This window comes from Streptomyces harbinensis, from assembly GCF_900116145.1.
In the GTDB taxonomy this organism is placed as follows: domain Bacteria; phylum Actinomycetota; class Actinomycetes; order Streptomycetales; family Streptomycetaceae; genus Streptomyces; species Streptomyces carpaticus.
On sequence record NZ_FPAB01000005.1, the window covers coordinates 563,398 to 589,165 of the forward strand.

General features: G+C 73.0%; 17 protein-coding genes. 12 read left to right on the forward strand and 5 right to left on the reverse strand.

The annotated features are described in order from the left end of the window. Window positions 1-72: 72 nt before the first annotated feature. Entirely contained in the window at window positions 73-1,068 is a 996-nt protein-coding gene (locus BM385_RS17580) for an NAD-dependent epimerase/dehydratase family protein (protein ID WP_367889604.1), read from the reverse strand. 71 nt (window positions 1,069-1,139) lie between these two features. On the opposite strand from BM385_RS17580, the gene BM385_RS17585 reads away from it, so the two are divergent. Together BM385_RS17585 and BM385_RS17590 are read left to right on the forward strand one after the other, a co-directional pair. Beyond that, the gene (locus tag BM385_RS17585) at window positions 1,140-1,676 is read left to right on the forward strand and encodes a DUF6328 family protein (RefSeq protein ID WP_246337982.1); all 537 of its coding nucleotides are present in this window, start codon (window positions 1,140-1,142) and stop codon (window positions 1,674-1,676) included. Window positions 1,677-1,831: 155 nt separating this feature from the next. Beyond that, window positions 1,832-2,710 (forward strand): helix-turn-helix domain-containing protein, encoded by an 879-nt coding sequence (locus BM385_RS17590; RefSeq protein ID WP_019436023.1) that lies wholly within the window; start codon window positions 1,832-1,834, stop codon window positions 2,708-2,710. Between the two features lie 30 nt (window positions 2,711-2,740). Here BM385_RS17590 and BM385_RS17595 read toward each other — a convergent pair whose 3' ends face one another. After that, window positions 2,741-5,137 (reverse strand): phosphoketolase family protein, encoded by a 2,397-nt coding sequence (locus BM385_RS17595; RefSeq protein WP_093843619.1) that lies wholly within the window; start codon window positions 5,135-5,137, stop codon window positions 2,741-2,743. Between the two features lie 73 nt (window positions 5,138-5,210). Between BM385_RS17595 and BM385_RS17600 the strand changes: the two genes are divergently transcribed. The 10 genes from BM385_RS17600 (at window position 5,211) to BM385_RS17640 (ending at window position 13,250) form a co-directional block, all read left to right on the forward strand. Next, on the forward strand, window positions 5,211-7,223 hold the full coding sequence (locus BM385_RS17600; RefSeq protein WP_093843620.1) for a glycoside hydrolase family 31 protein: 2,013 nt from the start codon (window positions 5,211-5,213) through the stop codon (window positions 7,221-7,223). 231 nt (window positions 7,224-7,454) lie between these two features. Further along, complete coding sequence (locus BM385_RS17605) at window positions 7,455-8,654, forward strand: cytochrome P450 (RefSeq protein ID WP_019436020.1); 1,200 nt, start codon at window positions 7,455-7,457, stop codon at window positions 8,652-8,654. Between the two features lie 510 nt (window positions 8,655-9,164). Beyond that, window positions 9,165-10,397 (forward strand): helix-turn-helix domain-containing protein, encoded by a 1,233-nt coding sequence (locus tag BM385_RS17610; RefSeq protein WP_093843649.1) that lies wholly within the window; start codon window positions 9,165-9,167, stop codon window positions 10,395-10,397. Window positions 10,398-10,465: 68 nt separating this feature from the next. Next, the gene (locus tag BM385_RS26805) at window positions 10,466-11,005 is read left to right on the forward strand and encodes a hypothetical protein (protein ID WP_139275190.1); all 540 of its coding nucleotides are present in this window, start codon (window positions 10,466-10,468) and stop codon (window positions 11,003-11,005) included. Next, on the forward strand, window positions 11,002-11,199 hold the full coding sequence (locus BM385_RS17620; RefSeq protein ID WP_093843622.1) for a hypothetical protein: 198 nt from the start codon (window positions 11,002-11,004) through the stop codon (window positions 11,197-11,199). Before BM385_RS26805 ends, BM385_RS17620 begins: the two co-directional genes overlap by 4 nt. A gap of 26 nt (window positions 11,200-11,225) precedes the next feature. Then, the gene (locus BM385_RS17625) at window positions 11,226-11,456 is read left to right on the forward strand and encodes a hypothetical protein (protein WP_139275191.1); all 231 of its coding nucleotides are present in this window, start codon (window positions 11,226-11,228) and stop codon (window positions 11,454-11,456) included. Next, window positions 11,456-11,713 (forward strand): hypothetical protein, encoded by a 258-nt coding sequence (locus tag BM385_RS17630; protein ID WP_139275192.1) that lies wholly within the window; start codon window positions 11,456-11,458, stop codon window positions 11,711-11,713. The genes BM385_RS17625 and BM385_RS17630 overlap by 1 nt, the downstream gene beginning before the upstream one ends. Window positions 11,714-11,838: 125 nt before the next feature. Next, complete coding sequence (locus BM385_RS17635; RefSeq protein ID WP_139275193.1) at window positions 11,839-12,108, forward strand: hypothetical protein; 270 nt, start codon at window positions 11,839-11,841, stop codon at window positions 12,106-12,108. Window positions 12,109-12,130: 22 nt separating this feature from the next. Further along, entirely contained in the window at window positions 12,131-12,439 is a 309-nt protein-coding gene (locus tag BM385_RS26810) for a hypothetical protein (protein WP_139275194.1), read from the forward strand. Next, window positions 12,423-13,250, forward strand: coding sequence for a Scr1 family TA system antitoxin-like transcriptional regulator (locus BM385_RS17640; RefSeq protein WP_093843626.1), 828 nt, complete (start codon window positions 12,423-12,425; stop codon window positions 13,248-13,250). The genes BM385_RS26810 and BM385_RS17640 overlap by 17 nt, the downstream gene beginning before the upstream one ends. 223 nt (window positions 13,251-13,473) lie before the next feature. On the opposite strand, the gene BM385_RS17645 is transcribed toward BM385_RS17640, so the two are convergent. From BM385_RS17645 to BM385_RS17655, 3 genes are read right to left on the reverse strand one after another with little or no spacing between them, the layout of a single operon-like run. Beyond that, window positions 13,474-14,538, reverse strand: a complete 1,065-nt coding sequence (locus tag BM385_RS17645; protein ID WP_019436019.1) for an MDR family NADP-dependent oxidoreductase — start codon at window positions 14,536-14,538, stop codon at window positions 13,474-13,476. Continuing rightward, the gene (locus tag BM385_RS17650) at window positions 14,538-16,319 is read right to left on the reverse strand and encodes a phytoene desaturase family protein (protein WP_019436018.1); all 1,782 of its coding nucleotides are present in this window, start codon (window positions 16,317-16,319) and stop codon (window positions 14,538-14,540) included. The genes BM385_RS17645 and BM385_RS17650 overlap by 1 nt, the downstream gene beginning before the upstream one ends. A 41-nt stretch (window positions 16,320-16,360) precedes the next feature. Beyond that, the gene (locus tag BM385_RS17655; protein ID WP_093843627.1) at window positions 16,361-25,744 is read right to left on the reverse strand and encodes a non-ribosomal peptide synthetase/type I polyketide synthase; all 9,384 of its coding nucleotides are present in this window, start codon (window positions 25,742-25,744) and stop codon (window positions 16,361-16,363) included. Window positions 25,745-25,768 lie beyond the last annotated feature (24 nt).

Consider the following 25,768-nt stretch of genomic DNA (forward strand, 5'->3'; position numbering starts at 1 on the left):
CGCGGCAGCCGGGCGCGGGGGCGGGACGGCGCGGCGGGGCGGGACGGCGCGGGGCCGTGCGGGTCCGTGCGGTCAGCGCTCCGCCGCGAGCGCGGCCAGGATCGCCGCCTCCTTCTCCGGCGCGATCCCCTGCCGCGCGTGCCGCGGGTGCGGCACCGGCCGCCCGCCGGACTCCAGCCACGCCCAGGTGTCCATCACCGTCTCGGCCAGCGGCCGGCAGACCAGACCGGCCCGGTGCGCGGCGGCCGGGGACACCGGCCGGCCGCCGTCCCCGCCCGGCCACAGCGGCAGCTCCGTGCCCGGCCGCACCCCGTGCGCCCGCAGCACCGCGCCGTCCGCCCAGCGCGGCACGGCCCGCCGCCCGGTGACGGTCACACAGTCCTGCACCAGGCCGCCCATCGTCTCCCGCCCGATCGGCGCCACCACGTTGTACGCCCCGGCCGCGCCACCGTCCGCGGCCAGCCGCAGCGCGAACGCGGCGGCGTCCCGGACGTCCACCGGCTGGACGCACCGCCCCGGATCGCCCGGTGCCAGCATCGGTCCGCCGCGCCGGGCCCGGCGCAGCCACCACTCCAGCCGGCCGGCGTACTCGCCCGGGCCCAGGACCGCCCACGGCCGCAGCACCACCGTGCGCGCGGCGCCGAAGAGGCCGCCGACCGCGCCTTCGGCCGCCGCCGCGCGCGGCCCGGCACCGTCGCCGCCGTCCCCGTGCAGCGCGGACGACTCGGTCCGCGGCCCGGCGCCGCCGCCCCGGTAGACCTCGGCCGAGGACACCAGGAGGTACCGCCCCGCGACCGGCTCCAGCGCGGCGGCCCCCGCCCGTACCGCCTCCGGGGCGATCCCGGGCGCCGAGGTGTCGAGCACCGCGTCCCAGGGCCCCTCCTCCGCCAGCCGCCGCAGATCGGCCGCGGTCGCCCGGTCCCCGCGCACCGGCCGGACCCCGGGGCTGTCGGCCGCCGAGCGCCCCCGGTTGAACGTGGTCACTTCCCAGCCGCGCCGCAGCGCGCCCTCGACGACCGCGCGCCCGAGGAACCACGTCCCGCCCAGCACCAGTATCCGCATACGCATGCGAGGCATCCTGCCGCAGCCCGCCACCCGCTCCACCTGCGGCCCCGTGCCCCGCACGCGACAATGGCGGCATGCGACGGGCACCGGTGAGGGGCAGACGGGAGACCCCGCGCGAGCGCGACGACCGCAACTTCGCCGAACTGCTCCAGGAGCTGCGGGTCACCCAGACCGGCGTCCAGATCCTCTTCGCGTTCCTCCTCATTCTGGCCTTCAGCGCCCGCTTCCCCGTGCTCGACGCCTTCCAGCGCGGCACCTACCTCACCACCCTGCTGCTGGCGATGGCGGCCAGCATCCTGTTCACCGCGCCCGCCGCCCTGCACCGCGGCCTGTTCCGGCGCGGCGCCAAGCGGCACATCGTGGAGGTCTCCTCGCGGCTCGCCGCCTTCGGGCTCGGCGCGCTCGGCCTCGCCCTGACCGGTTCGCTGCTGCTGGTGGTCGACGTCGTGGTCTCCCGCACCGCCGGACTGCTGGCCGCCGCGGGCGCCTTCCTCGCCTGCACCGGACTGTGGGTGGTGCTGCCCCGGCGCCTCGCCCGCCGGCTCGCCCGGCGGCCCGGCACCGCCCGCCGCCGAATGTCCACCACGGAATTCCATGGACCCGGGCACTGAGCACAAGCCCGTCATCACACCTGCACTGCTGTTCCCGCCGGATTCGTTGGCGGAATTGCGCGGCGCCTCGGCATACTCCCGAAAGCCCCCTGCGGCGCGGAACCCGTACCGCGACCGCGACGTCCGCGGCAGGGGCGTACTCCCGAGGAGGCTGCATGGTCCGCACCATCGAATCCGCGTCGCCCGCCCTGTGCCGGCTCCATCTGAGCAGCGAACTGCGCCGGCTGCGCGAGGAGTCCCGGCTCACCGCCGGCGAGGTCGCCCGCCGCTTCCACTGGGCGGCCTCCAAGATGACCCGCCTGGAGACCGGCAGCGACGGCGTCGTCAAACCCTCCGACGTGATGCTGCTGTGCCGCCTGTACGAGGCGGACGCCGAGACCGCCGCCCGGCTGGAGAGCTACGCCGTCGTCACCAAGACGAAGAAGGACTGGTGGCAGTCGCCCGAGTACCGCTCGGTGATCTCCCCCGGCTTCCAGGCGTACCTCGCCCTGGAGGCCAGCGCCGCCCAACTGCACAGCTACCAGTCCGAGTACGTGCCCGGGCTGCTCCAGACCGAGGAGTACAGCCGCGCCATCCACCAGACCCGCCCGGCGGACGTCTCCGCCGACCAGGTCGAACGCCTCACCGCCGTGCGCATGACCCGCAGCAAGGTGCTGCGCGCCGAGGGCGCCCCCAAGCTCACCGCCATCATCAACGAGGCGGTGCTGCGCCGCCCCGTCGGCGGCACCGAGGTGATGCGCGGCCAGCTGGCGCACATCGCCGCGCTCGCCGCCGGGCAGGCGCACATCCGGGTGCTGGTGGTGCCGTTCAGCGCGGGCGCCCATGCCGGGATGAGCGGCCCGTTCGTGGTGATCCGCTTCCGCCAGCAGGGCATGCGGCCCATCGTCTACCTGGAGAACCTGGCCGGCTCCGGCATCACCCGCCGCCCCGACGACGTGGAACGCTACGGGGACGCCTTCAACGACCTGCTCAGCAGCGCCCTCGACCAGCAGCAGTCGCTCAAGATGATCGAGGCCGCCGCCGGCGAGCTGTGACCCGGACCGGCCCCCCGCCCGGGGCCGGACTCAGTCCGCGTCCCAGCGCCAGCCCGCCACCTCCGGCAGATCCTCGCCGTGCTCCCGGATCCACCGCTCGTGCCGGAACCGCACATCGGCCATCCGCTGCCGTACGTCCGCCGCCCGCACCGCGAGCCCCGGCACCCGGTCGATCACATCCATCACCAGCCGGTAGCGGTCCAAGTCGTTGCGCACCACCATGTCGAAGGGCGTCGTGGTCGTGCCCTCCTCCCGGTAGCCGCGCACATGCAGCTGCCCGTGCCCGGCCCGCCGGTAGGTGAGCCGGTGGATCAGCCACGGATACCCGTGGTACGCGAAGATCACCGGCCGGTCCCGGGTGAACAGCGCGTCGTACTCGCCGTCCGGCATCCCGTGCGGATGCTCCTCCGGCGGCAGCAGCCGGGCCATGTCCACCACGTTCACCACCCGCACCGCGAGCCCCGGCAGCTCGCGGCGCAGCAGCCAGGCCGCCGCCAGCACCTCCTGGGTGGGTACGTCCCCGGCGCAGGCCAGCACCACATCCGGCTCCCCGCCCTGCCGCTCGCTGCCCGCCCACTCCCAGACCCCGGCGCCGCGCGCGCAGTGCGCCCGCGCCTGCTCCAGGTCCAGCCAGTCGAAGCACGGCTGCTTGCCCGCCACCACCACATTCACGTAGTCCCGGCTGCGCAGCACGTGATCGGCGCACACCAGCAGCGTGTTGGCGTCCGGCGGCAGATAGACCCGGACCACCTCCGGGCTCTTGTTCAGCACATGGTCCACGAAGCCCGGGTCCTGGTGCGAGAAGCCGTTGTGGTCCTGCCGCCACACATGCGAGGTGAGCAGGTAGTTGAGCGAGGCGATCGGCTGCCGCCACGGCAGCCGCCGCGAGGTCCGCAGCCACTTGATGTGCTGGTTCGCCATCGAGTCCACGATGTGCACGAACGCCTCGTAGCTGGAGAACAGGCCGTGCCGCCCGGTGAGCAGATAGCCCTCCAGCCAGCCCTGGCACAGATGCTCCGACAGCACCTCCATCACCCGGCCGCCGTGCCGCAGATGCCGGTCCACCTCCAGCACGGCGCTCTCCCACTCCTTGCCGGTGGCCTCGTACACCTCGTCCAGCCGGTTGGACGCCGTCTCGTCCGGGCCCACCATCCGGAAGTCCCGGCGGGACGCGGTGGCCCGCATCAGCTCGGTCAGCAGCGTGCCCAGCACCCGGGTCGGCTCGTGCGTCCCCGCGCCCGGCCGCGCCACCCGCACCGCCGCCGACTCCAGCGGCGGGATCGGCAGCTCGCGCAGCAGCAGCCCGCCGTTGGCGTGCGGGGAACTGCCCAGCCGCCGCGACCCGCGCGGCACCTGCGCCAGCACCGCCTCGCGCGGCCGGCCCCGCTCGTCGAACAGCTCGTCGGGACGGTACGAGCGCAGCCACGTCTCCAGCTGCCGCAGATGACGCGGGTTCTCCCGCACCGTGGACAGCGGCACCTGGTGCGAGCGCCAGGTACCGGCCACCGGCAGCCCGTCCACCTCCTCCGGGCCCGTCCAGCCCTTCGGGGTCCGCAGCACGACCACCGGCCAGCGGGCCCGCTCCCGTACCGCCCCGGCCGGGGCCTCGCGCGCCGTCCGCTGGATCCGCCGGATCCGGTCCACCGCCAGCTCCAGCGCGCCGGCCAGCTCCCGGTGCACCAGCTCGGGCCGGTCGCCGGACACGAACAGCGGATCGTGGCCGTAGCCGCGCAGCAGCTCGGCCAGCTCCTCCTCGGGCATCCGGGCGTACACCGTCGGGTTGGCGATCTTCCAGCCGTTGAGGTGCAGCACCGGCAGCACCGCGCCGTCGTGCACCGGATCGAGGAACTTGTTCGCGTGCCAGGAGGCGGCCAGCGGCCCGGTCTCCGCCTCGCCGTCGCCGATCACGCACGCCACCAGCAGCCGGGGGTTGTCCAGCGCCGCCCCGTACGCGTGCGCCAGGCTGTACCCCAGCTCGCCGCCCTCGTGGATCGAGCCCGGCACCTCGGGCGCCACATGGCTGGGGATCCCGCCCGGGAACGAGAACTGCCGGAACAGCCGCGCCATCCCCGCCCCGTCGCGCGGCACGTCCGGGTAGACCTCGCTCCAGGTGCCGTCCAGCCAGGTGTTCGCCACCACCGCCGGCCCGCCGTGCCCGGGGCCCCACACGCACATCGTCTCCAGGTCCCGGGCGGTGATCAGCCGGTTGAGGTGCGCGTGCAGCAGATTGAGCCCCGGGCAGGTGCCCCAGTGTCCCAGCAGCCGCGGCTTGATGTGCTCGGGCCGCAGCGGCTCCGTCAGCAGGGGGTTGCCCAGCAGGTACAGCTGCCCGGCCGTGAGATAGTTCGCCGCCCGCCAGCGGGCGTCCAGCGCCGCCAGCTCGTCCGCGCCGAGCACCGCGGCGCGCCGCTCCACCGTGAGTGTCATGCGCCCCGGGTAGCCGCGCCGGCCGGTCCGAAACCCCCGGTTTCCGCCCCGGCCGCCCGGGTACGCGGGGCCGGTGACCAGGCACAGCGACCCGTACGCGGCTGCCGGACCGGAGACGGACGGCCGGTATCTGCGGGTGACCCTCGCCTCCGGGACCACCGCCCGGCTGGAGTGCACCGTGCCGCTGGAGGGCGTACTGCGGCTGCGGCTCGCCGACCGGCCCGGGCCGCGCCCGGACTCCCCGGTCCTGGTGGACGCCCCGCACCGGCCGGCCCGGCTGCGCACCACCGGGCAGGGCGTGGAGATCACCGGGCCCGGGGTGCGGGCGTACTGGGACCGGGGCGTGCGGCAGGGGTTCCACTTCGGCTCCTACCACCGCTTCAGCGAACCGGAGGAGGCCATCGGGTACTTCCGCTCCGGCTACCGGCCCGCCACCCGGCACCACCGCTCCGCCTCCTGGGTGGAGACCATCCACCTCAACCCGGGCGCGGCCGTGTACGGCGGCGGCGAGAGCTACCAGGGCATCGATCTGCGCGGCCGGCGCCGTTCCCTGCGCAACAAGGAGGAGAACCGCGCCGCGGGCCGCGACACCGCCTACCTCAATGTGCCGCTGCTGTGGTCGGACGCCGGCTGGGGCCTGTTCGCGCACACCGGCGGCCCGGTCGACGCCGACCTCGGCGCCACCCACTCCGAGGCCGCCCGCATCGAGATCCACGGCGAGGACCTCGACCTCTTCCTCATCAGCGGCGACGCCCCCACCATCCTGGACCGCTACCTCACCCTGACCGGCCGCCCGCACCCGCTGCCCGACTGGGCGTTCGGGGTGTGGATGAGCCGCTCCTCGTACTTCACCGCCGAGGAGATGGTCGCCACCGTCGACGAACTGCGCGCCGCCGACTGCCCGGTGGACGTCATCCACGCCGACGAATGGCTGGCGGGCAACGTCCTGGAGGCCGCCGCCTGGACCTACGGCCCCGACCGGCGCCGCTTCCCGCAGGACTGGGCGCGCGAGCTGGCCCGGCGCGGAGTGCGCACCAGCCTGTGGATCAACCCGTACGTCACCCGCGGCACCCCGCTCGCCGACGAACTGATCCGGCGCGGCTACCTCATCCGGGACCCGGACGGCGCCCCGGCGCCCACCGCCGACAACCCGGACTCCCTCGTCGTCGACTTCACCCACCCCGAGGCCCGCGCCTGGTGGTGCGAACGCCTGGCCGCCACCCTGCGCGAGGAACACAACAGCGCCGTCCTCGCCGACTTCGGCGAGGAGATCCCGGACGACGCGGTCTTCGCCGACGGCAGCCGCGGCAGCCAGCGGCGCAACGCCTACGGGCTGCTCTACCAGAACGTGGTCCGGGAGGCCGGACTGCGCGCCCGGGCCGGGGACTTCACCGCCATCGCCCGCTCCGGCACCGCCGGATCGCAGCGCTACCCCGCGCACTGGGCCGGCGACATGCCCTCCAGCTGGAGCGGTCTTGCCACCACACTGCGGGCCGTGCTGTCGATGGCACTCAGCGGCTGCTCGGTGGTCACCCACGACGCCGGCGGCTACTACACCCCCGACTCCTACGCGCAGGCCGCCGTGGTGCGCCGGAAGATGACACCCGGCGAGGTGCCCACCGACGTGGAGCCCGAACTGTACGCGCGCTGGGCGCAGTGGGCCGCGTTCTCCCCGATCATGCGGTTCCACGGGATGGGCCGCCGGGAGCCGACCGCCTATCCGGAGCCCTTCCGCTCCGCCGCCGTCGCCGCCTGCCGGCTGCGGCGCCGGCTGGCCCCGTACGTCGCCGCCTGCGCCGCGCGCGCCACCGTGGACGGCGGGCTGCCGCTGCTGCGGCCGATGCCGCTGGCCTTCCCCGGGGACCGCTGCGCGCGCGACGCCCAGCTCCAGTACCTGCTGGGGCCCGATGTGCTGGTGGCCCCGCTGCTGGAGCCGGGCGGGCGCCGCGAGCTGTACGTACCGGCGGGGGAGTGGCGGCAACTGCTCGGCGACGGCGTCCTCACCGGGCCGGGCTGGCAGGAAGTGCGGTGCGCGCCCGAGCAGTTCCCGGGGTACGCGCGCGCCGGGCGTGAAATCGGACTGTGACACACTGGCGCATCTGACGCTGGGTACGCGCACGCTCGCTCTTTGGAGTGATCTTGGCGCTCTCGGCACCCGGTGCCGGGTGGTCCGGACGCATGCTGGACATGGCGTGTGCCGCCCCGGCGCCCCGCCCGCCCCCCGTCCCACGGGCCCCGGCCTCCCCCTCCGCCCCCGCGCCGGCGGCGGCGCACGCCCCGCACCATGTCCCCGTCACGAAAGGCGACTGACGCCCCCATGCCCGGACAGCCAGATCAGCAGGATCTGCTCGCGTTCCCCTTCAAGTCCACGGGGCTCGACTTCCCCGCCGTCTACCACGAGCTGTACCAGCAGCGGCTCACCAAGGTACGGCTCCCGTACGGGGACGACGCCTACCTCGCCATCCGGTACGCCGATGTGAAGACCGTGCTCTCCGACCCGCGGTTCTCCATCGTCGCCTCCCTCGGCCAGGACCAGCCCCGCACCCGGGCCGGCGCCCGGGTCGGCAACGGCCTCTTCTCCCTCGACCCGCCGCAGCACACCCGGCTCCGCTCCGTGCTGGGCCGGGACTTCACCCCGCGCCGGGTGGAGAAGCTGCGCGGCCGGGTGCGGGAGCTGACCGACGCGGGCCTGGACCGGCTGGCCGCCGCCGGCTCGCCCGCCGACCTGGTGGCCCACCTCGCGGTGCCGATGCCCACGGCCGTCGTCTGCGAGATGATGGGCGTCCCCGAGAAGGACCACCACCTCTTCTGGGGCTGGGCCGAGACCATCCTCTCCAACGACACCACCCCCGACGATCTCATCCGCCGCTACCAGGAGTTCACCGCCTACATGGGCGGCATGGTGGCCGAGCGCCGGGCCCGCCCCACCGACGACATGTTCGGCATGCTGGTGCGGGCCTGCGACGAGGAGGAGCGGATCACCGAGGTCGAGATGCACGCGCTCGCCTCCGACCTGCTCAGCGCCGGCTTCGTCAGCACCGCCCACCAGATCGCCAACTTCACCGCGATGCTGCTCTCCCGCCCCGAGCGGCTGGGCCCCCTGGTGGACAAGCCGGAGCTGATCCCGGACGCCGTGGAGGAGCTGATGCGCCACGTGCCGATCCTCTCCGGCTTCTCCTTCCCCCGGTACGCCACCGAGGACCTGGAGATGAGCGGGGTCACGGTCCGCCGGGGCGAGGCCGTCATCCCGGTGATCGCCGCCGCCAACCGCGACCCGGAGGTGTACCCCGACGCCGACCGCCTCGACATCGAGCGCGGCGGCGCCCCGCACCTGGGCTTCGGCCAGGGCCCGCACTTCTGCATCGGGGCCCACCTCGCCCGGATCGAACTCCAGGTGGTGCTCGAAGCCCTCACCGAGCGCTTCCCCGACCTGCGGTTCGGTGTCCCCGAGGCCGAACTGAAGTGGAAGGACGGCCACTTCATGAACGGCCTGCACGAACTCCCCGTCGCCTGGTGACACCCCGCCTCCGGCCGGCTCCCGCTGATGGGCTCTCGGGCCCATCAGCCGGAGCCGGCGGGCGCCATAGTGCGCCGGTGACCACAACGCGCTCGGATTCCGGCTTCGTTGCTGCCGCCGCTTCCCGGATCGCCGCCGCCTTGGCCGCCAAGACTCCGCATATTTCTCAGCGCTGCTACCAGCATGTGCGCCGGAGTCGGCCGAGTCCGTCTCGATCACCGAACCCCTTCGGCGTCACTGAAATGGATCTCCGAGGGCGCGGCGAACTGCTGGACCCGGGGAAGTGCCCCGCAGATATAGGTGGATGGTGCCGGCCTGAACGACGGTCCCGATGCGCCCGCCATTGATCGGATTCCGCATTGCCTCTCCCCGAATGCGCAACGGCTCCCGCTCAATGAGTGGGAGCCGTTTTGCTGTTCCCCGATACTGCTCGGGGGTACGGTCCTAAGTGCGACCGAAAAACCGGAGAACATCATGCCCGAGATGAGTCACGCGGAACACCTAGGCCCCATGATCAAGCGCCTCCGCGAAGGCACCGGTCTGTCTCAAGACGAGCTCGCCGAACGCATTGCGGTGGGGAGTAGCCGCGGTGCCGGTTCTCTTGGCCGGGGCGACATCTCCCGGTGGGAGCGGGAAGCGCGGCTTGTCGGCCCGTTCTGGATCGGGCCCCTCGCTTCGGCCCTGGATGTGTCGGTGGCGGAGTTGCAGGCGGCACGGGGGCGCTCTCGTGCCGCACGTGCTGCACGGACGTCTCAGGTTTCGCAGCCGGTTACTGCCCAAGAGGTGCTTGAGTCCTTGACCTTGGAGGAGTCGCTGGCTCCGATCTCGACAGCGACCGGCTACCGGGTGGGCGTTGGCGATGCAGACCGGATTCTCCGACGGACGCACGCGTTCCGTCTGGCCGACGATGTCATCGCCGGTGGGGACTTGGTGGGCCCCGTGACGCGGGAGCTGGACTCCGCGCGTCGGCTGTACCGGACTTCCGCCCACACGGCTGAGGTCGGCCGGGCGCTGCTGGTGGGGATTGCGGAACTGGCTCAGCTCGCCGGGTGGGTGGGGAGTGATTCTGGCGGTGCGGTGGATGCCGCCTCTCTGTACAGGCTCGGCATCGCTGCCGCTCGGGAGGCAGATGACGGGCCTCTGCTCGGCCAACTGTTGGGGTCGCTGGCCTACTTCGAGAGCAACCGCGGCGCGCCCCAGCTGGGCCTTGAACTGGCCCGCGCAGCGGTGGCGGCAACCGGGACGGGCGCCCCACCGCGCGCTCGGTCGTTGGCTCTCGATCGCCTGTCATGGTGTGCCACGGTCGCCGGCGACGTCCAAGCCGCACTACGGGCTGTTGCCGAGTCCAAAGAGGTCCTGGCGGAGCATCAGCCAGGGGATGACGATCACCTTCGGTGGCTGTACTGGGTGTCCGAGGCCGAGCGGCGGATCATGGAGGCCCGGGTCTACACGGAGACGCGCAAGCCGCTTCGCGCCGTTCCGCTTCTGCGGGAGGTCTTGGGCTCCTACCCGGTGACCCACACCCGCGAGTTTGCGCTGTACCTGTCCTGGCTGGCCGTGGCGCTGGCGAACGCGAACGAGCCGGAGGAGGCCGCCGCCGCTGCGCGACAGATGGTGGAGATGACGGCCACTGTTCCGTCGTCCCGGGCGGGGAACCGCCGGGCAGTGGTGCTGGCGGCGCTGCGCCCGTACAAAGGCGTTCCGGACGTCGCCGAGTTGCTGGATGGGTGCCCGCCCGCCTGATCTGGCTCACAGTTTGGCCCACATTCTGGATCTGTGACGGGACGAACGCGATACGTAAGTTCTCGGACATGAGCCAGACAGCCGATCTCCCCAGCTGGATGCCTTCCCCTGAGTACGGGGTGTCGCGGGTACCGTGCGGGCCGTACTTCGGCGCGGTGTTAGTGCCCCGCTCGGTCGGTGAGCTGCTGCTGATGGCCATGCCGACCCGGCTGGTGCGCGGGGTCATCGCCGACACGCTGTTGGACGCGCTGGTGTGGCTCGTGCCGCCCGGGTCGCTCTGGCCTGGCGAGGTGCCGGGCGCGGAGCTGGTGCCCGCGGTGCACCTGCCGCCGGCGGCATGGCGTTCGCGCCGGCCGGTGCGTTGGGTGGTTGCGCCGCGCGGTGACTGCCTCACCGACCCGGCCGCGCTGTCGGCCGCACTCCTGGCCCACGCTCGCGCCGATGCCGGCCGGTGTGCGGCCTGCGGTGGGGTACCCGATTACCCCGCTGTCCTCACCGGTACGGCAGCGGACGGCCGGATGGTCTCGGTGACGTCGTGCCAGGTTCACGTTGATGAGCTGACCGTCGCCCTCGGGTACGCGGCCGAGGTCGCGCGGGAGTCGGCGTGAGTGCGATGTGCGCGTTCGGTTCGGAGGCATGCGGCGAACTCCCCCCGCGCCTGTTGGTGTCAGTGGCCGTCACGCCGGCCGGGACGGTGTACGCCTGTCCCCTGTGCGTGGAGCGGTACCGGCTGGTGCCGGTGGCCGAGCAGCCCGAGGGCACGGCGGACCTGATGTGGCGTGCGGCGGGCGGTGACGGCTGATGGACCGGTTGGTCATGGTGACCGGGATGTGTCGGGACGCCGACGCCGGGAAGCTGCCGGCCTGGGCTCACTGGACTTGTCTGGACGCTCCGATCCCGGGCACCCCCGCCTACCTGCGGACGGATTGCACATGCTGGTGCCACGACCCGGCTGCGGAGAGCGAACTGGTGCCGGTGCCTGAGCGGCACCTGGTGCATGTGCCCGCGCACCGGCGTTCCGCCGCCGAACAGGGGGCGCAGCGGGCGGAGGCCGTGTGATGGCGATTCTCCTTCTCAAGGCGCCGACCGCTGCGTCCGTGGATCTGCGGCAGTTGTCCGGCCAGCAGCTGATCGGACTGGCCTGTGCGGTCTGCGGGGCAGTGCTGCGCTCGACGGACCGTCCGTGCCCGTTGGGCCCGCCCGCACGGGACCGGCACGGCTACCTGCTCCAGTTGTGGGCGTGCTCGCCGGTGTGCCGCCGCCGCACCCCCGCCGCGCCACCGGCCCCGGATGGCGCGGTGCCGGGCTGCACCTGATCGCCTGCCCTGCCCCGGTGGCTGGTTTCCCGGGGCCGGGCAGGATCGGCCCCTACCGCCGCCACTCCGCCCACTCCGAGGCGGGACGGGCCACCCATCACGCCTCCACACCCTGCTGAGACTCCATGACTTCCCCACCGCCCACGTCCGCCCCGCAGTTGCGCGAGGGCCGCTGGTGGCAGCCGGGCATCTGCACCGGCTGCTGCCGCCGTGCCGTCGTCACCTGGGCCGGGCCGCCCGAGCACGGCGGCCGGTACGCGCCGACGCTGCTGTGCGCGGACTGCCTGCCCGGTCCCCGGCCTCGCCGGGTCCTCTACGTGCTCGGCACCGCCGGCCTGCTGCTCACCGCCGCCGCCTCCGTGGCGGCAGCGGTAAACGCCTGGCGTTCCCTGTGACCGAACTCTCCGGAGAACCACGATGAATGCGACGACTTCCCCGCCACGCGGTCACGGCACGTCCGGTGACCGGGATCGGGTTCCAGACCTTCACCTGCGCAGGCTGCGCCGGGCGGCCGGGCGGCCGGTAAAGGCGGCGGCCCGCACGGGTGGTGCTTCGCCGACGACGCCGGTGCGGCTGGAGCACGGCCGCGTCGTCCTGCCCGGTCCGGGCGCTATCCACCGCCCGGCGCACACCGTCCCTGCACCGGACCCCGACGACATCACCGACCTCGACAGCCTGCTGGCGACCGGCCATCACGGAAGGCGGAGCGATGCGCAGCACGGTTGAGGTGGGCCGGTGTCTCCTGGGGGCGCAGCTTCTACGGCTGCGGACGAGCGCCGGTCTGCGGCAGCGGGATGTGGTTGTCCAGGCCCGCGTGGCCCTGGCTCGCCTTCGCCAGGTCGAACACGGCCAGGTGATGCCGGACGCCCACATCCTGTCTCGGCTCTTGCGGTTGTACCGCGCCGGCCAGGAAGCCCGCGAGGACATCCATACCCTGCTGGCGGCCATCCCGCCCGGCCCTCCGCAAGAAGCGGACGAGCCCAGCGGGGCTTTCTGCGATGCCGGGTCGGGCCGTTGGGAACGCCTGACCAGGCTCACCAACAGCGCCCAGGCGGTGACGGAGATCAGCACCGGCACGCTGCCGCCCCGCGTGCAGATCGCGGAGTACGCCATCGCGCTCGTGCGCGGCCAGTCGGCGCCGGCCGGCGCCGATATCTCGATGGCGCTCACCGGCCGGTGCGGAGCGGCAGCCTCCCGCGTGGTCGTCACCGAGCCCGTACTCTCACGGACCGTGGGCGGGCGCCGCGTGATGGCCGCCCAACTGGACCACCTGATGGTCCTGGCCACCCACCCCGGACCCGTCACCCTGCGCATCATCCCCACGAGCGCCGTGCCGCATACGACGGTGGGAACGCTACGGCTGCTTCACCTCGGCACCGGTGACCTGTCGATCCGCGTGACACCCTCGCATGTCGCCTACCACCCCGGAACCGTGGAACGCGCGCAGGCCCGCCGCGCCCTGTCCGCAGCCGCGGACAGCCGGGGCAGCGCGGAGATGATCCGTGCCGTCGGCCGCCGCTACGGAGCGCGGCTGTGATCGCCCTCCCCCCGCCTGGTCGCCACCGCACACGGGTGGCGCCTGCGGCTCAGCCGCGCGGCGGTCCAGTAGCCGGAAGCACGTGCCCGGGTCCGCCGGGAGCGGGCCTGCCTCCGCTGCCTGCCGGTCGGTCGGCCCTCCTCGGCACCCACCCTGACGCGACGACGCCGGCCCCGGCCCCCCGAGCGGGGGGCCGGGGCCGGCCTACGGGTGCCGCGCGCGGCTACAGTTCGACCAGGACCTTGCCCCGGTTCGCCGCCTGTCCGGTGTACAGCGAGCGGTAGGCGCCCGGCAGGGCGTCGAAGCCGCGGTGGATCGTCTGGTGGTAGGTCAGCTCGCCCTTGCGGATCAGCCCGCCCACCTCCTCGTGCAGTGCGTCCAGCATCTCCTCCGTATACCACTCGTCGGCGAAGATGCCCCGGATCGTGGTGCGCGGGAACATGATGTACGGCAGCAGCCGCGGCCCGGTCCAGTCGCCGTTGACCGTGGTGGACCACTGCCAGCACACCGCCACCTGGCTGTGCACGTTGAGCATGGTGAACACCGCGTCGGTCACGGTGCCGCCCAGGTTGTCGAAGTACTTGTCGACACCGTCCGGGGCCGCCTCCGCCAGTGCCGCGCGCACCGTGTCGGTGTCGTCGCCCTGCCGGTAGGTCACCACCGCGTCGAAGCCCAGCTCCGTCAGATACGCCGCCTTGCCCGGCGAGGAGGTGGTGCCCACCACCCGGGCGCCGGCCCGCTTGGCGAGCTGGCCGACCAGTGTGCCCACCGTGCCGGACGCCCCGGAGATCACCACCGTGTCCCCGGCCCGCACCGTCAGGAACGTCTTCAGCGCGCCGAACGCCGTGATCCCCGGCGTCCCCATCACGCCCAGCGCCGTGGACAGCGGCAGCAGTTCGTCGTACCGGCGCGGGTCCAGCTTCCGGAACGGCGGCAGCGCCACCGGGAACTCGCCGTCCTCGTCGTCCCACACCGTCTGCCCGCCGGTGGAGACCACATGGCTGCGCCAGCCGCCGTACCCCTGCACCAGATCCCCGACCCGGTGCGAGGCGCGCGGCCCGGCCTCGATCACCTCCATGATCGAGTCACCGCGCACCGTCGCCCCGATCGGCGTCTGGAGGGTGAGCCCCACCAGATACGGGTCGACCGACACATAGCGGGTCCGCAGCAGCATCTGGTCCTCCGCCAGGGAGGCCGGATCGAACTCCTCGGTCACCTTGCGGTAGATCCGGTCGGTGTCCGGGATCCCCGGGATGTGCTCGGCGACGACCCATTTGTGTACCTGCACTACACGCTCCTCGATGATGTGACGCTCGGATCGGCGGCGGCCGGGTCGGCGGCCGCCGCGGGGGAGGGAAAGCCGGCCAGGTCGAGCGGCGGTGGCTGCTTGCCGACCGGGATGGTCACCTGCGTGGGCAGCGGCGCGCTCTCGTCGATGCTCGCGGTGAAGTCCCGGCCGTCGTCCCGGCAGATGACCTGGGTGACCTGCCGGCCCGAGGCCACCGCCCGGATCAGCCCGCCGACGGTGACCCACACCCCGGCCAGATAGAAGTTGGACAGGCCGGGCAGCACGGGGCCGTTCTTGTTGATCTCCACCTCGACGGTCTCCCCGCCGTCCACGAACGGCTGCCAGCCGGGGAACCCGCCGTTGTAGGTGCCCGTGTACCGCACCTGGGTCAGCGGAGTGGAGACGTCCCGCACCGCGATCGCGTCCTTCAGACCGGGGAAGCGCTCCTCCAGGAAGTTCTCCACCGTGATCCGCGCCTGCCGCTTGGCCTGCGTGTACGCCTTGCCGTGCTTGACCGGCAGGGTGTGCAGCACCTGACCGCGCCGCACCCGCCCCGCCTGCTCCGGCACGTCGTCGCGCAACTCCCGCCAGGGGGCGGCCTCCGAGAAGTACGTCGCGAAGATGACCGTGGTCTCGTCCGGCGACAGCTCCGGGTAGTGGCAGCTGCGGAACTGCACGTTCATGCTGGGATGCCGCATGCCGGTCAGCTTGGCCGCCATGCTCTCCTCCAGCAGATACGTGGTGCACGGCTCGCCCTCGGGGAACGGCCGGCGCAGCCCGAAGAACAGCGACACATAGCCGGGGGAGATCGTGCCCGGCTCGTCGATCGTCTCGGTGAGCAGCTTGCGCCAGGTGTCGTTCAGATACCGGCCGCCGAGCATGCTCATCGCGGTGGTGTGCACATCGGCCGCCGACACCACGATGTCGGCGCGGAACTCCCGGCCGTCGTCCAGCCGTACCCCCACCGCCTTGTCGTGCTCGACGAGGATCTTCTCCACCTTGGCGTTGTAGGTGATCTCCCCGCCCAGCCGCAGATAGCGCTGCTCGACGGAGCGGGCCAGCGCCAGCGAACCGCCCTCCGGCACCCCGGCCGAGCCGTTGGCGTGCGAGGCCAGCTGGAACCAGAACGGCAGCACGGGGAAGTCGGGGTGCTTCTCGTACAGCACGTAGTTGAACGCCTCGCGCAGCACCGGATGCTGGAACTTCGCGGCGTAGTCGGTCATCAGCTCGGTGATCGACTTGCGGATGGCGTTGAAGTACGGCAGGAACGAGGCCAGCATCCGCCACCGCTCCCACCGCCCCATCAGGCCCACCGGCTTGAGGAACGGGTACACCGCCAGGGCCTTCTGGAAGGTGCGCACCCCGTCGCAGAAGTTCTTGATGCGGCGGGCGTCGGCCGGCGAGATCTCCAGCAGATGGGCCTGGAGACGGTCCGGGTCGGAGTAGAAGTACACCGGCTGGCCGCCCCGCACCCGCACGATGTTGAACACGTCGAACTGGCGCATCTCCTTGCCCTGCAAGGCCCCCAGTTCCAGCCAGATCTGGTGCATCTCGTTGCCGGGACCGCTGCCCAGCAGCCAGCTGACGCACCAGTCGAAGGTGAAGTCGCCGCGCTCCCAGGCGGTGCAGGAACCGCCCGGGATCTCGTGCATCTCGAAGACGCGCGTGGTGTAGCCGTTCATCTGCGCGTAGCAGCCGGTGGACAGGCCCCCCAGGCCGCCGCCGATGATGATCATCGACTGCCTGGCGCCCGGGGTGCCGGAATTGGTGGGGGATGACATGGCGCTGTGCTCCTTGATGTCGACCGGTCGGGCCGCAGGCGTCATGCCTCGTCACCGCCGGTGAGAATGGCGCGCGCCAGGCGCGCGTTGTGCTCGACCGGGCCCGGATCGAGCATGTCGGCGTGCCGGCCCACCCCGCGCAGCACTTCGGTCCCGGTACGGGAAGCGCCGTGCCAGCTGCCCTCGGCGCCGCCCGCGTATGCCTGGTGGTTCTCCTCGTCGCTGATCACCGAGATCCGCGCCCCGGTGGAGCCGGGGTTGGCGGTGCGGCCGGTGAACTCCAGGTAGTCCTTCGCCTGCTCCCGGGTCTTCTCGGCCACCAGCGCCGACCCGGTGTGCTTGTGCAGGTGCTCGGCCAGCTCGCGCTCGAAGACCGCCAGATGCTCCGGGCCCAGCTCGTAGGACTCCTCCACCCGCAGCGAGTCGACGATGACGACGTGGCGCACCGTACGGCCGCGCTCCTCCAGCTCCTTGGCCACCTCGAAGGCGAGGTTGCCACCGAGGGAGTAGCCGAGCAGGTCCAGCGCGCCGGACGGCTGCCGCTCCACCACCAGATCGGCGTAGCGGGCCACCTTGTCCTCGCCCATCAGGTAGTTGAAGGCGATGACGTCGTGCTCGGGGAGCTGCGCGGCGAACGCCCGGTACACCAGGCCGTGGCCGCCGGCCGGCGGGAAGCAGAACACCGCCTGCCCCGCCCCCTCGTTGAACCGCAGATACGGCAGCGATCCCTCGATCTCACCGGTGACGATCCGCTCCACGGTCTTGGCCATCCCGTGCAGCGTGGTCACCTGGAACAGCCGGCTCACCGGGATGGAGATGCCGAACTCCGCCTGGAGGTGGTAGATCAGCTCGATCAGCCGGATGGAGCTGCCGCCCGACTCGAAGAAGTCGTGCGCCAGACCGGGGCCCGGGGCCTCGATGCCCAGCAGCCGCTGCCAGTGGTCCGCCATCCGGGTCTCGTACAGGGTGACCGGCGCCTCGTACGCCGGGCCGCTGCCGGTGTCGCCGCCGGGGGCCGGCAGGGCCGCCACGTCCACCTTGCCGTTGGGGGTGAGCGGCAGCTCGGTCAGCGTGGTGAAGTGGGTGGGGATCATGAACGTCGGCAGATAGTCCGCCAGGTGCTGCCGCACGTCCCGCCAGTCGAGCTCCGCGCCGGGCGCCGGCACACCGTAGGCGCACAGCACGTTCTCGCCGCCGGCGTCCGGCCGCACGGTGACCTGCGCCTGCGCGAGCGCCGGGTAGGCCGCCAGGTGCGACTCGATCTCGCCGATCTCGATCCGGTGCCCGCGCACCTTGATCTGCGAGTCGGCCCGCCCCAGCAGATGGACGGTGCCGGCCGCGTCCCAGTGCGCCAGGTCGCCGGTACGGTACAGCCGCACGGGGTGCTCGCCGTCCAGGGTGCGGGTGAGGAACCGCTCGGCGGTCAGCTCCGGGTCGCCGAGGTAGCCGAGCGCCACCCCGTCGCCGCCGATCCACAGCTCGCCGGGGACCCCGGGCGGCACCGGCTCGCCGCGCCCGTCCAGGATGTACAGCGCGCTGCCGGGGAACGGCCGGCCGATGGGCACCATCCGGCCGCCCTCGACGGTGTCGGCCGGGCCCTCGAACCAGGAGCTGTCGATGGTCGCCTCAGTAAGCCCGTAGGAGTTCACCAGCCGCCCGGCGCCCAGCGCCCGCAGCCGCTCGTACTCCTCGGCCTTCCAGGAGTCGGAGCCGACGATCAGCAGCCGCAGGAAGTCCAGCCGCTCGCCGCTGTTCTCGCAGTGCCGGATCAGGGTCCGCGCCACGGCGGGGACGAACTCGCCGCAGTCCACCGCCTCGGCCCGCATCACCGCGTACAGCCGGGCCGTGTTGAACAGCACCTCGCGGCCGATCAGCACCAGCGTGCCGCCCGAGCACAGGGCGCGGGTCAGATCGCCGGTGAAGACGTCGAAGGCGGGGCCGGCCATCTGGAGATGGGTCCGGACGTCACCGTCCTCCAAGCCGTACTCGGTGCGCCAGCCGGCGTACGCGGCGGCCAGGTTGCGGTGGCTGACCGCGACCGCCTTGGGCCGGCCGGTGGAGCCGGAGGTGTAGATGACGTACGCCGGGGAGTCCGGGTCCGGGTCCGGGTCGGGGTCCGGGTCGGAGTCCGCTCCGGCGGCCGGGGCGGGGCCGTCGCCCGCCGTCTGGCCCGCCAGCAGTTCGTCGACCGTCACCACCGGCCCCGGCAGCCCCGCGCCGGTGTCCCGGCCGCCGATGACCAGCGCGGCACCGGCGTGGCGCACCATGTAGGCGAGCCGGTCGGCGGGGTAGTCCGGGTCGAGCGGCAGATAGGCGCCGCCGGCCTTGAGCACCGCGAGCAGCGCGATGATCAGCTCGGGCGACTTCTCCAGACACAGCGCCACCACCGTGCCCGCGCCCACGCCGCGCGCCCGCAGCGCCGCCGCCAGTTCCGCGGCCCGCGCCTCCAGTTCGCCGTAGGTCAGCTGCCGGGTCGGCCCGCTCTCGGCGGGCGCGGCCACCGCGACCGCCTCCGGGGCGCGCCGGGCCGCCTCGGCGATCAGCCGGGGCACCGGGGGGTGTTCCCGGCCGCCGGTGTGGGCGGCGCCGCTCCACTCGGTGAGGATGCGGTGCCGTTCGCCGCCGGACAGCATCGGCAGCCCGCTGACGGTGGCGTCCGCCTGCGCGTGGGTGAGCGAGTGGAGCAGTTGCTGGTAGTGGCCGGCCAGCCGCCGCATGGTCTCCGGCTCGAAGAGGTCGGTGTTGTACTTGAACACGCAGTGGAACCTGCCGTCCGCCGCCTCCTCGTAGGCCGACAGCGTCAGGTCGAACTGGCCCTCCTCCTCCGGCAGTTCGATGTACTCCAGCTTGTAGCCGTACTTCTCGGTGGCCACCTTGTGGTGCAGCAGGATGAACATCGCCTGGAAGACCGCCGACCGGCTCGGGTCGTGCGCGAGCCCCAGCTGCTCCACCAGCAGCGTGAACGGGTACTCCTGGTTGTCCAGGCCGCCCAGCACCGTGGTGCGCACCCGGTCCAGCAGCTCGGCCACGCTCGGGTCGCCGGCCAGCGAGACGTGCAGCGGCAGCGGGTTCACGAAGTACCCGTAGACGGCGCCGAACTCCTCCTGGGTGCGGCCGGTCACCGGCGAGCCGACGATGATGTCGTCCTGTCCCGCGTACCGGTGCAGCAGCAGGTAGTAGGCGCTCAGCAGCACCATGAAGACGGTGACGTTGTGCTCGCGGGCCAGCGCGTGCACCCGGGCGCTCAGCTCGGCGTCCAGCGCGAAGAACTCCGAGGCCCCGTTGTGGGTGAGCACCGCGGGCCGCGGCTTGTCGGTGGGCAGTGCCAGCACCGGCACCTCGTCGGGCAGCTGCCCGCGCCAGTAGTCGAGCATCTTGCGGGCCTCGCGGCCGGCCAGGAACTGGTTCTGCCAGTTGAGGAAGTCCAGGTAGCGGGCGGCCACCGGCGGCAGCTCGACCTCCTGGCCCCGCCGCATCCCCTCGTACAGGGCCAGCAGTTCCTCAATGAAGGTGAAGGTGGAGATCGCGTCCGAGATGATGTGGTGGACGGCCTTGGTGATCACCCACCGGTCGGGGCCGCGCCGGAACAGCCGGAAGCGGATCAGCGGATCGTGCGCCAGGTCGTACGGCTTGCGGTACTCGTGGATGATCATCTGATAGATGTCGTCCCAGTCGCGGTCCTCGACCTCGAAGAGCGCGACGTCCTCCTTGATCTCCGGCGAGATCCGCTGCACCGCCTTCCCCTCGACCAGCACGAAGTTCGCCCGCAGCACCGGGTGCCGGGCCAGCAGCCGGCGGAACGCCTCGAACATCAGGTCCGGGTCGAGCTCCACCCGCACCTCGACCGCGCCGCCGATGTTGTACGCGAAACCGTCCGGGTTCAGCTGCTTCAGGAACCACAGCGCCTGCTGGTTCTGCGTCAGCGGGAACGCGGACTCGTCCTCGTACCGCTCCACCGCCGTCGCCGCCGTGCCCTCGCCCTCCTCGGCCAGCAGCTCCAGCAGCCCCTCGTGCAGCTGCGTGATCAGCTCACCGGCCGGGGCGCTGGAGAGCAGCGCCACCACCGGCAGCGCGATGCCCACCTCGGCCACCACCCGGGCCCGCAGCTCCATCGCCAGCAGCGAGTCCAGACCCAGCAGATTCAGGCTCACCGCCGGATCGACCTGCTCGGCCCGCACCCGCAGCACCTGCGCCACCAGCGTGGTGAACCGCTCGGTCAGCAGCAGCATCCGCTTGTCCGGGCTCGCCTGCCGGAACGCGTCCAGGAAGCTGCCGCCGTCCCCGTCGCCCGCCGCGTCCCCGGCCGCCCGCGCCAGGTCGGTCACCAGCCGGGGCGGCTCGGCGTACCAGGACATGAACACCGGCCAGTCCACCACCGTGGCCACCAGCAGCTGCGCCCGGTCCTGCCCGATGACCCGCTCCAGCACCGCCATGCCCGCCTCGGGCGCCAGCGAGGACATGCCCCGGCTGTTGCGGTAGTGCTCGATCAGGCCCAGCTCCTCGATCATGCCGGTCGCCCACGGACCCCAGTCCAGCGACAGCGCCGGCAGCCCCTGGGCCCGCCGGTGGTGCGCCAGCGCGTCCAGGAAGGCGTTGCCCGCCGCGTAGTTGGTCTGCCCGGCCGTGGTCAGCCAGGCCGCCACCGACGCGAACAGCACGAAGTGCTCCAGCGGCTCCCCGCTCAGCTGCCGGTGCAGCAGCGCCGCACCCACGACCTTCGGGTCGTGCACGGCGTCGAAGACGTCCCGCTCCATCTCCGGCACCAGCGTGTCCCGCACCTGGCCCGCCAGATGGAACACACCGCGGATCGGCGGCCCCTCGGCCCGCCGGTACCCCGCCAGCCAGCCGGCCAGCGCGTCCTCGTCGGTGATGTCCAGCGGGGCGAGGATCGGCTGCGCGCCCAGCGCCTCCAGCTCCTTCAGGAACCGCACATGGCGCCCGGCCGGCGAGCCCGGGTCCTGGTCGGCCCACCGCTCGCGCTCCGGCAGCCGGGTGCGGCCCACCAGGATCAGCCGCCGCGCACCGCGCTTGACCAGCGTGCGGCACAGCAGCCGGCCGAGCGCGCCGAACGCGCCCGTCACCAGATAGCTGCCGTCCGCCCGCAGCCGCAGCGGCAGCGGCCTGCTCAGCCCCTCGGCCGGCACCAGCCGGCTGGTGTGCCGCACCCCGGCGCGTACCGCGATCTCGTCCTCGCGCTCGGCGCCCTCACCGGCGTCGGCCAGCTCCCGCAGCAGCACGAGCGCGTCGTCCTCCGGCGCGCCGTCGGCGGCCAGGTCGATCAGCTTGCCGCCGCGCCCGGTCAGCTCCTGTTGCCACAGCACCCGGCCGATGCCCCAGGCCGGCGCCCCCAGCGGCTCCACCGCATCGCCCGGTACCACCGGCTGCGCGGCGCGGGTGACCACGTGCACGGCGGTCGCCGCGCCCGTGTCCGGCGCCGCCAGCAGCGCCCTGGCCAGCGCGATCACCGAGTACGCGCCGGTGGTGGCGAGTTCACCGAACCGCTCGCGCGGCGCGTCGGCCAGCGCCGGCCGGTCCAGGTTCCACAGATGGACCACCCCGTCCACCGGCCCGAGCTCGGCCAGCAGCCGCCCCAGCTCGTCGGTCGAACCGGGATCGACGGTGCCGGTGCGCGCGGCGCGGTCCAGCGCGTACCCGCCGCCGGGGCGCACCAGATACGCCTCGCCGCCGGCCTCGCCGATCAGCGCGGCGAGCCGTTCGGCGAGCCCGCCGGCGTCGGCGAGCAGCACCAGCCGGCCGCCGATCCGCACCGGCTCCGCCGTCTCGGGCAGCGGGCACGGCACCCAGCTCGGCTCGGTGAGCCAGCTGTCGATGGTGGAAAGACCCACCGTGGTGGCCGCCTTCTCCACATCGGCGGCGCGGAAGCCGGCGACGCGGCCCAGCGGCGTCCCGTCGGCGCCGTCGTACACGGCGATGTCACCGGTGAGTTCGCCGTCCTCGTCGCCGGTGACGGTGGCGTGCACCCACAGCTCGCGGTCGCCGACCGGGTCCATGCGCACCTCGGCGATCGACAGCGGCAGCCGGATGCCGGTGCCCTCCGGGTCGCCGGGCGCGGTGAGCAACTGCGGGGTGAGCAGCGACTGGAAGCAGGAATCCAGCAGCACCGGGTGCATGTGGTGCGCCGCCGCGTCCTCGCCCAGGCCCTCGGGCGGCCGGATCCGGGCCAGCGCCTCGCCCTCGCCGATCCACACCTCCTCGATGCCCTGGAACGCCGGCCCGTAGTGGTAGCCGAGCGCGGCCAGCTGCGCGTAGCAGTCCGGGCCGGCCAGATGGCGGACGGCGCGGGAGCGTACCGCCGCGGTGTCCAGCGGCGCGGTCAGCGTCCGGCGCTGCCCGGCGCGCACGGTGCCGGTGGCGTGCACGGTGGGCTCGGCGCCCACGGTGGCGACGGAGAACGCGGCGGCGTCGGAGGAGAACGACAGCTGGACGGTGCGGGGTTCGCCGTCCGGGAGGAACAGCGCCTTGCGCAGCTCGATGTCGGCCAGCGCGGCGGTGCTGTCCGCGCCGCCGGTCAGCGCCCGCATCGCCTGGGCCGCCATCTCCAGATAGCCGGCGGCCGGGAACAGGACGCTGCCCTGGATGCGGTGGTCCTCCAGATACGGGGCGGCCTCCGCGTCCAGCTTCACCTCCCACACCGGCTCGGCGCCCCGGGTGCGGCGGCCGAGCAGCGGATGGTCCTGGTGGCCGAGCCGGATCTGCGCGACGGCGGGCGGCTCGACCCAGTACCGGTCGCGGCGGAACGGGTAGCGCGGCAGCTCCACGGTGCGCCCGGCCGGGTGCAGGGCGTGCCAGTCCAGGGTGAAGCCCATGCCGTGCAGGGCGGCCAGGGAGAGGGTGAAGCGCTCGCGCTCGTCCGCCTTGCGGCGGATGGAGGCCAGGGTCACGCTGTCGGCGTCCCGCGCCTCGCAGCACTCGCGCAGGGAGTGCGCGAGGACGGGGTGCGGGCCGATCTCCAGGAAGACGCCGTAGCCGTCGTCCAGCAGCCGGTCCACGGCGGCCCGGAAGTGCACGGCCTCGCGGACGTTGCGCCACCAGTAGCCGGCGTCCAGCTCGGTGCCCTGGGCGACGGCGCCCGGCTCGGCGGTCAGGTACAGCGGCAGCTTGGCGCGCTGCGGCTTCAGGTCGGCGAGGGAGGTGAGCAGCTCGTCCTTGATCAGCTCCATACGCGGGCTGTGGTACGGGACGCCGACCTCCAGGAAGCGGGCGAAGATGTCCTCGGCGCCCAGCTCGGCCGCGATCCGCTCCAGCGCCTCGGTGTCACCGGCCAGCGTGACGGAGGTGGGGCTGTTGACGGCGGCGAGGGAGACCCGGTCCCCGTGCGGTCGCACCCGGCGGGCGGCCTCGGCCTCGGTGAGGCTGACGGCCAGCATGGAACCGGTGCCGATGAGCTTCTGCTGGAGCCGGCTGCGGTGCACCACGATCTTGACCGCCTCGGGCAGGGTGTACACCCCGGCCTCGTAGAAGGCGGCCACCTCGCCGGTGCTGTGCCCGGTGATGGCGTCGGGACGCACGCCCTTGCTGCGCCACAGCGCGGCGAGGGCGATCTGGACGGCGAAGTTGGCGGGCTGGGCGAGCCAGGTCTCGCTCATCCGGGAGTCGGCCTCGTCGGCGTTCAGCTCCTGGGTGAGGGACCAGCCGGTCAGGGCGGCGATCTCCCGGTCGCAGCGGTCGATGACCTCGCGGTAGACGGGCTCGGTCGCGTACAGCTGGCGGCCCATGGCCCACCACTGCGGACCCATGCCGGTGAACACCCACACCAGGCGGCGCTCCAGGCCCTCGCGCTGGGTGCCGGGCACGGCGTGCGGGTGGCTCTCGCCGCGGGCGACGGCGGCCAGCACCTCGTCCAGCGCCTCGGGGGAGTCGTAGACCAGCGACAGCCGCTGGTCCAGGTGCTGCCGCCGGTGGGCGAGGGTGTAGGCGGCGTCGGTGAGCCGGGTGCCGGTGGCCAGCCGCTCGCGCAGCCCGGCCGCCTGGGCGGCGAACGCCTGCGGGTCGCGGGCGGTCAGCGGCAGGACGTGGTACCCGTCGCGCTCGGCCGGCTCAGCGGTCTCGGCGGTTTCGGCGGGCTCGGGGACGGGCGGGGCCTCCTGGAGCAGCACGTGGGCGTTGGTGCCGCCGAAGCCGAAGGAGTTGACGCCGGCCCGAGCGGGGCCGCTGTGCGCCGGCCACGCGGTGGGCTCGCGCGGGATGCGGTACGGCAGCGAGGCCTCGTCGACCTGCGGGTTGACGGTCTCCAGGTTGATGTGCGGCGGGATGATCCGGTGCTTGAGGCTGAGCACGGTCTTGATCAGCCCGGCGACACCGGCGGCGGCCTCGGTGTGCCCGATGTTGGTCTTCACCGAGCCGACGTAGGTCTCGGCGCCGGGCTCGCGGCCGATCGCCAGCGCGCGGGCCAGGGCGTTCGCCTCCAGCGGGTCGCCGACGGGTGTGGAGGTGCCGTGCGCCTCGACGTACTGGAGGCTGCCGGGGGTGATGCCGGCCTCGGCGCAGACCCGTTCGATCAGGCTGACCTGGGCGTCGGGGTTGGGCACGGTGATGCCGTTGGTCCGGCCGTCCTGGTTGACGCCGCTGCCGATGATGACCGCGTGGATGGGGTCGCCGTCGCGCTGCGCGTCCGCAAGGCGCTTGATGGCGATCATGCCGACGCCCTCGGCGCGCACATAGCCGTTGGCGGCGGCGTCCAGGGTGCGGGAGCGGCCGTCGGGGGAGAGGAAGCCGCCCTTGGTCTCGGCGATGGTGTACTGCGGCGCCATGTGCAGGAGGGTGCCGCCGGCCAGCGCGACGGAGGTCTCGCCGCGCCGCAGGCTCTGGCAGGCGAGGTGGACGGCGACGAGCGAGCCGCTGCACGCGGTGTCCACGGAGACGGACGGGCCCCGGAAGTCGAAGCAGTACGAGATCCGGTTGGACACCATCGTCATCATGGTGCCGGTGGCGGTGTGGGAGGCCAGGGTCTCGAAGCTCAGGTCGGCGAACTGGAGGATCTTGTAGTCGAGGGTGAACGCCCCGACGTAGACGCCGACATCGGTGCCGGCCAGTTCACCGGGGCGCAGCCCGCCGTCCTCCAGGGCCTCCCAGGCGACCTCGAGAAGCTTGCGCTGCTGGGGGTCCATGTGCTCGGCCTCGCGCGGGCTGATGCCGAAGAAGGCCGGGTCGAACTCGTCGAACCCGTCGATGTAGCCGCCTCTGCCGCCCACCAGCCGGCCGGGCTTGGCCTTGTCGCGGCTGGCCAGGGTGCGGGTGTCGTAGCGGTCGGCCGGGGTGTCGGTGATGCAGTCCTTGCCGTCGAGCAGGTTGCGCCAGAACGTCCGGTAGTCACTGGCGCCGCCGGGGAGCCGGCAGCCGATGCCGACGATGGCGAAGGCGTCTTCCGGGGAGGGCACGGGGACAGGGTGGTGCGTGGAATCCATCGTGAGAATCCTTGGGTGATGGCG

What these genes read in the sequence shown, in the direction of transcription:
- BM385_RS17595 (WP_093843619.1), bottom strand. Translation starts at nt 5,137, where the DNA reads ATGACACTCACGGTGGAGCGGCGCGCCGCGGTGCTCGGCGCGGACGAG.
- BM385_RS17605 (WP_019436020.1), top strand. Translation starts at nt 7,455, where the DNA reads ATGCCCGGACAGCCAGATCAGCAGGATCTGCTCGCGTTCCCCTTCAAG.
- BM385_RS17610 (WP_093843649.1), top strand. Translation starts at nt 9,165, where the DNA reads ATGATCAAGCGCCTCCGCGAAGGCACCGGTCTGTCTCAAGACGAGCTC.
- BM385_RS17585 (WP_246337982.1), top strand. Translation starts at nt 1,140, where the DNA reads ATGCGACGGGCACCGGTGAGGGGCAGACGGGAGACCCCGCGCGAGCGC.
- BM385_RS17590 (WP_019436023.1), top strand. Translation starts at nt 1,832, where the DNA reads ATGGTCCGCACCATCGAATCCGCGTCGCCCGCCCTGTGCCGGCTCCAT.
- BM385_RS17630 (WP_139275192.1), top strand. Translation starts at nt 11,456, where the DNA reads ATGGCGATTCTCCTTCTCAAGGCGCCGACCGCTGCGTCCGTGGATCTG.
- BM385_RS17650 (WP_019436018.1), bottom strand. Translation starts at nt 16,319, where the DNA reads ATGTCATCCCCCACCAATTCCGGCACCCCGGGCGCCAGGCAGTCGATG.
- BM385_RS17635 (WP_139275193.1), top strand. Translation starts at nt 11,839, where the DNA reads ATGACTTCCCCACCGCCCACGTCCGCCCCGCAGTTGCGCGAGGGCCGC.
- BM385_RS17640 (WP_093843626.1), top strand. Translation starts at nt 12,423, where the DNA reads ATGCGCAGCACGGTTGAGGTGGGCCGGTGTCTCCTGGGGGCGCAGCTT.
- BM385_RS17655 (WP_093843627.1), bottom strand. Translation starts at nt 25,744, where the DNA reads ATGGATTCCACGCACCACCCTGTCCCCGTGCCCTCCCCGGAAGACGCC.
- BM385_RS26805 (WP_139275190.1), top strand. Translation starts at nt 10,466, where the DNA reads ATGAGCCAGACAGCCGATCTCCCCAGCTGGATGCCTTCCCCTGAGTAC.
- BM385_RS17580 (WP_367889604.1), bottom strand. Translation starts at nt 1,068, where the DNA reads ATGCGTATGCGGATACTGGTGCTGGGCGGGACGTGGTTCCTCGGGCGC.
- BM385_RS26810 (WP_139275194.1), top strand. Translation starts at nt 12,131, where the DNA reads ATGAATGCGACGACTTCCCCGCCACGCGGTCACGGCACGTCCGGTGAC.
- BM385_RS17625 (WP_139275191.1), top strand. Translation starts at nt 11,226, where the DNA reads ATGTGTCGGGACGCCGACGCCGGGAAGCTGCCGGCCTGGGCTCACTGG.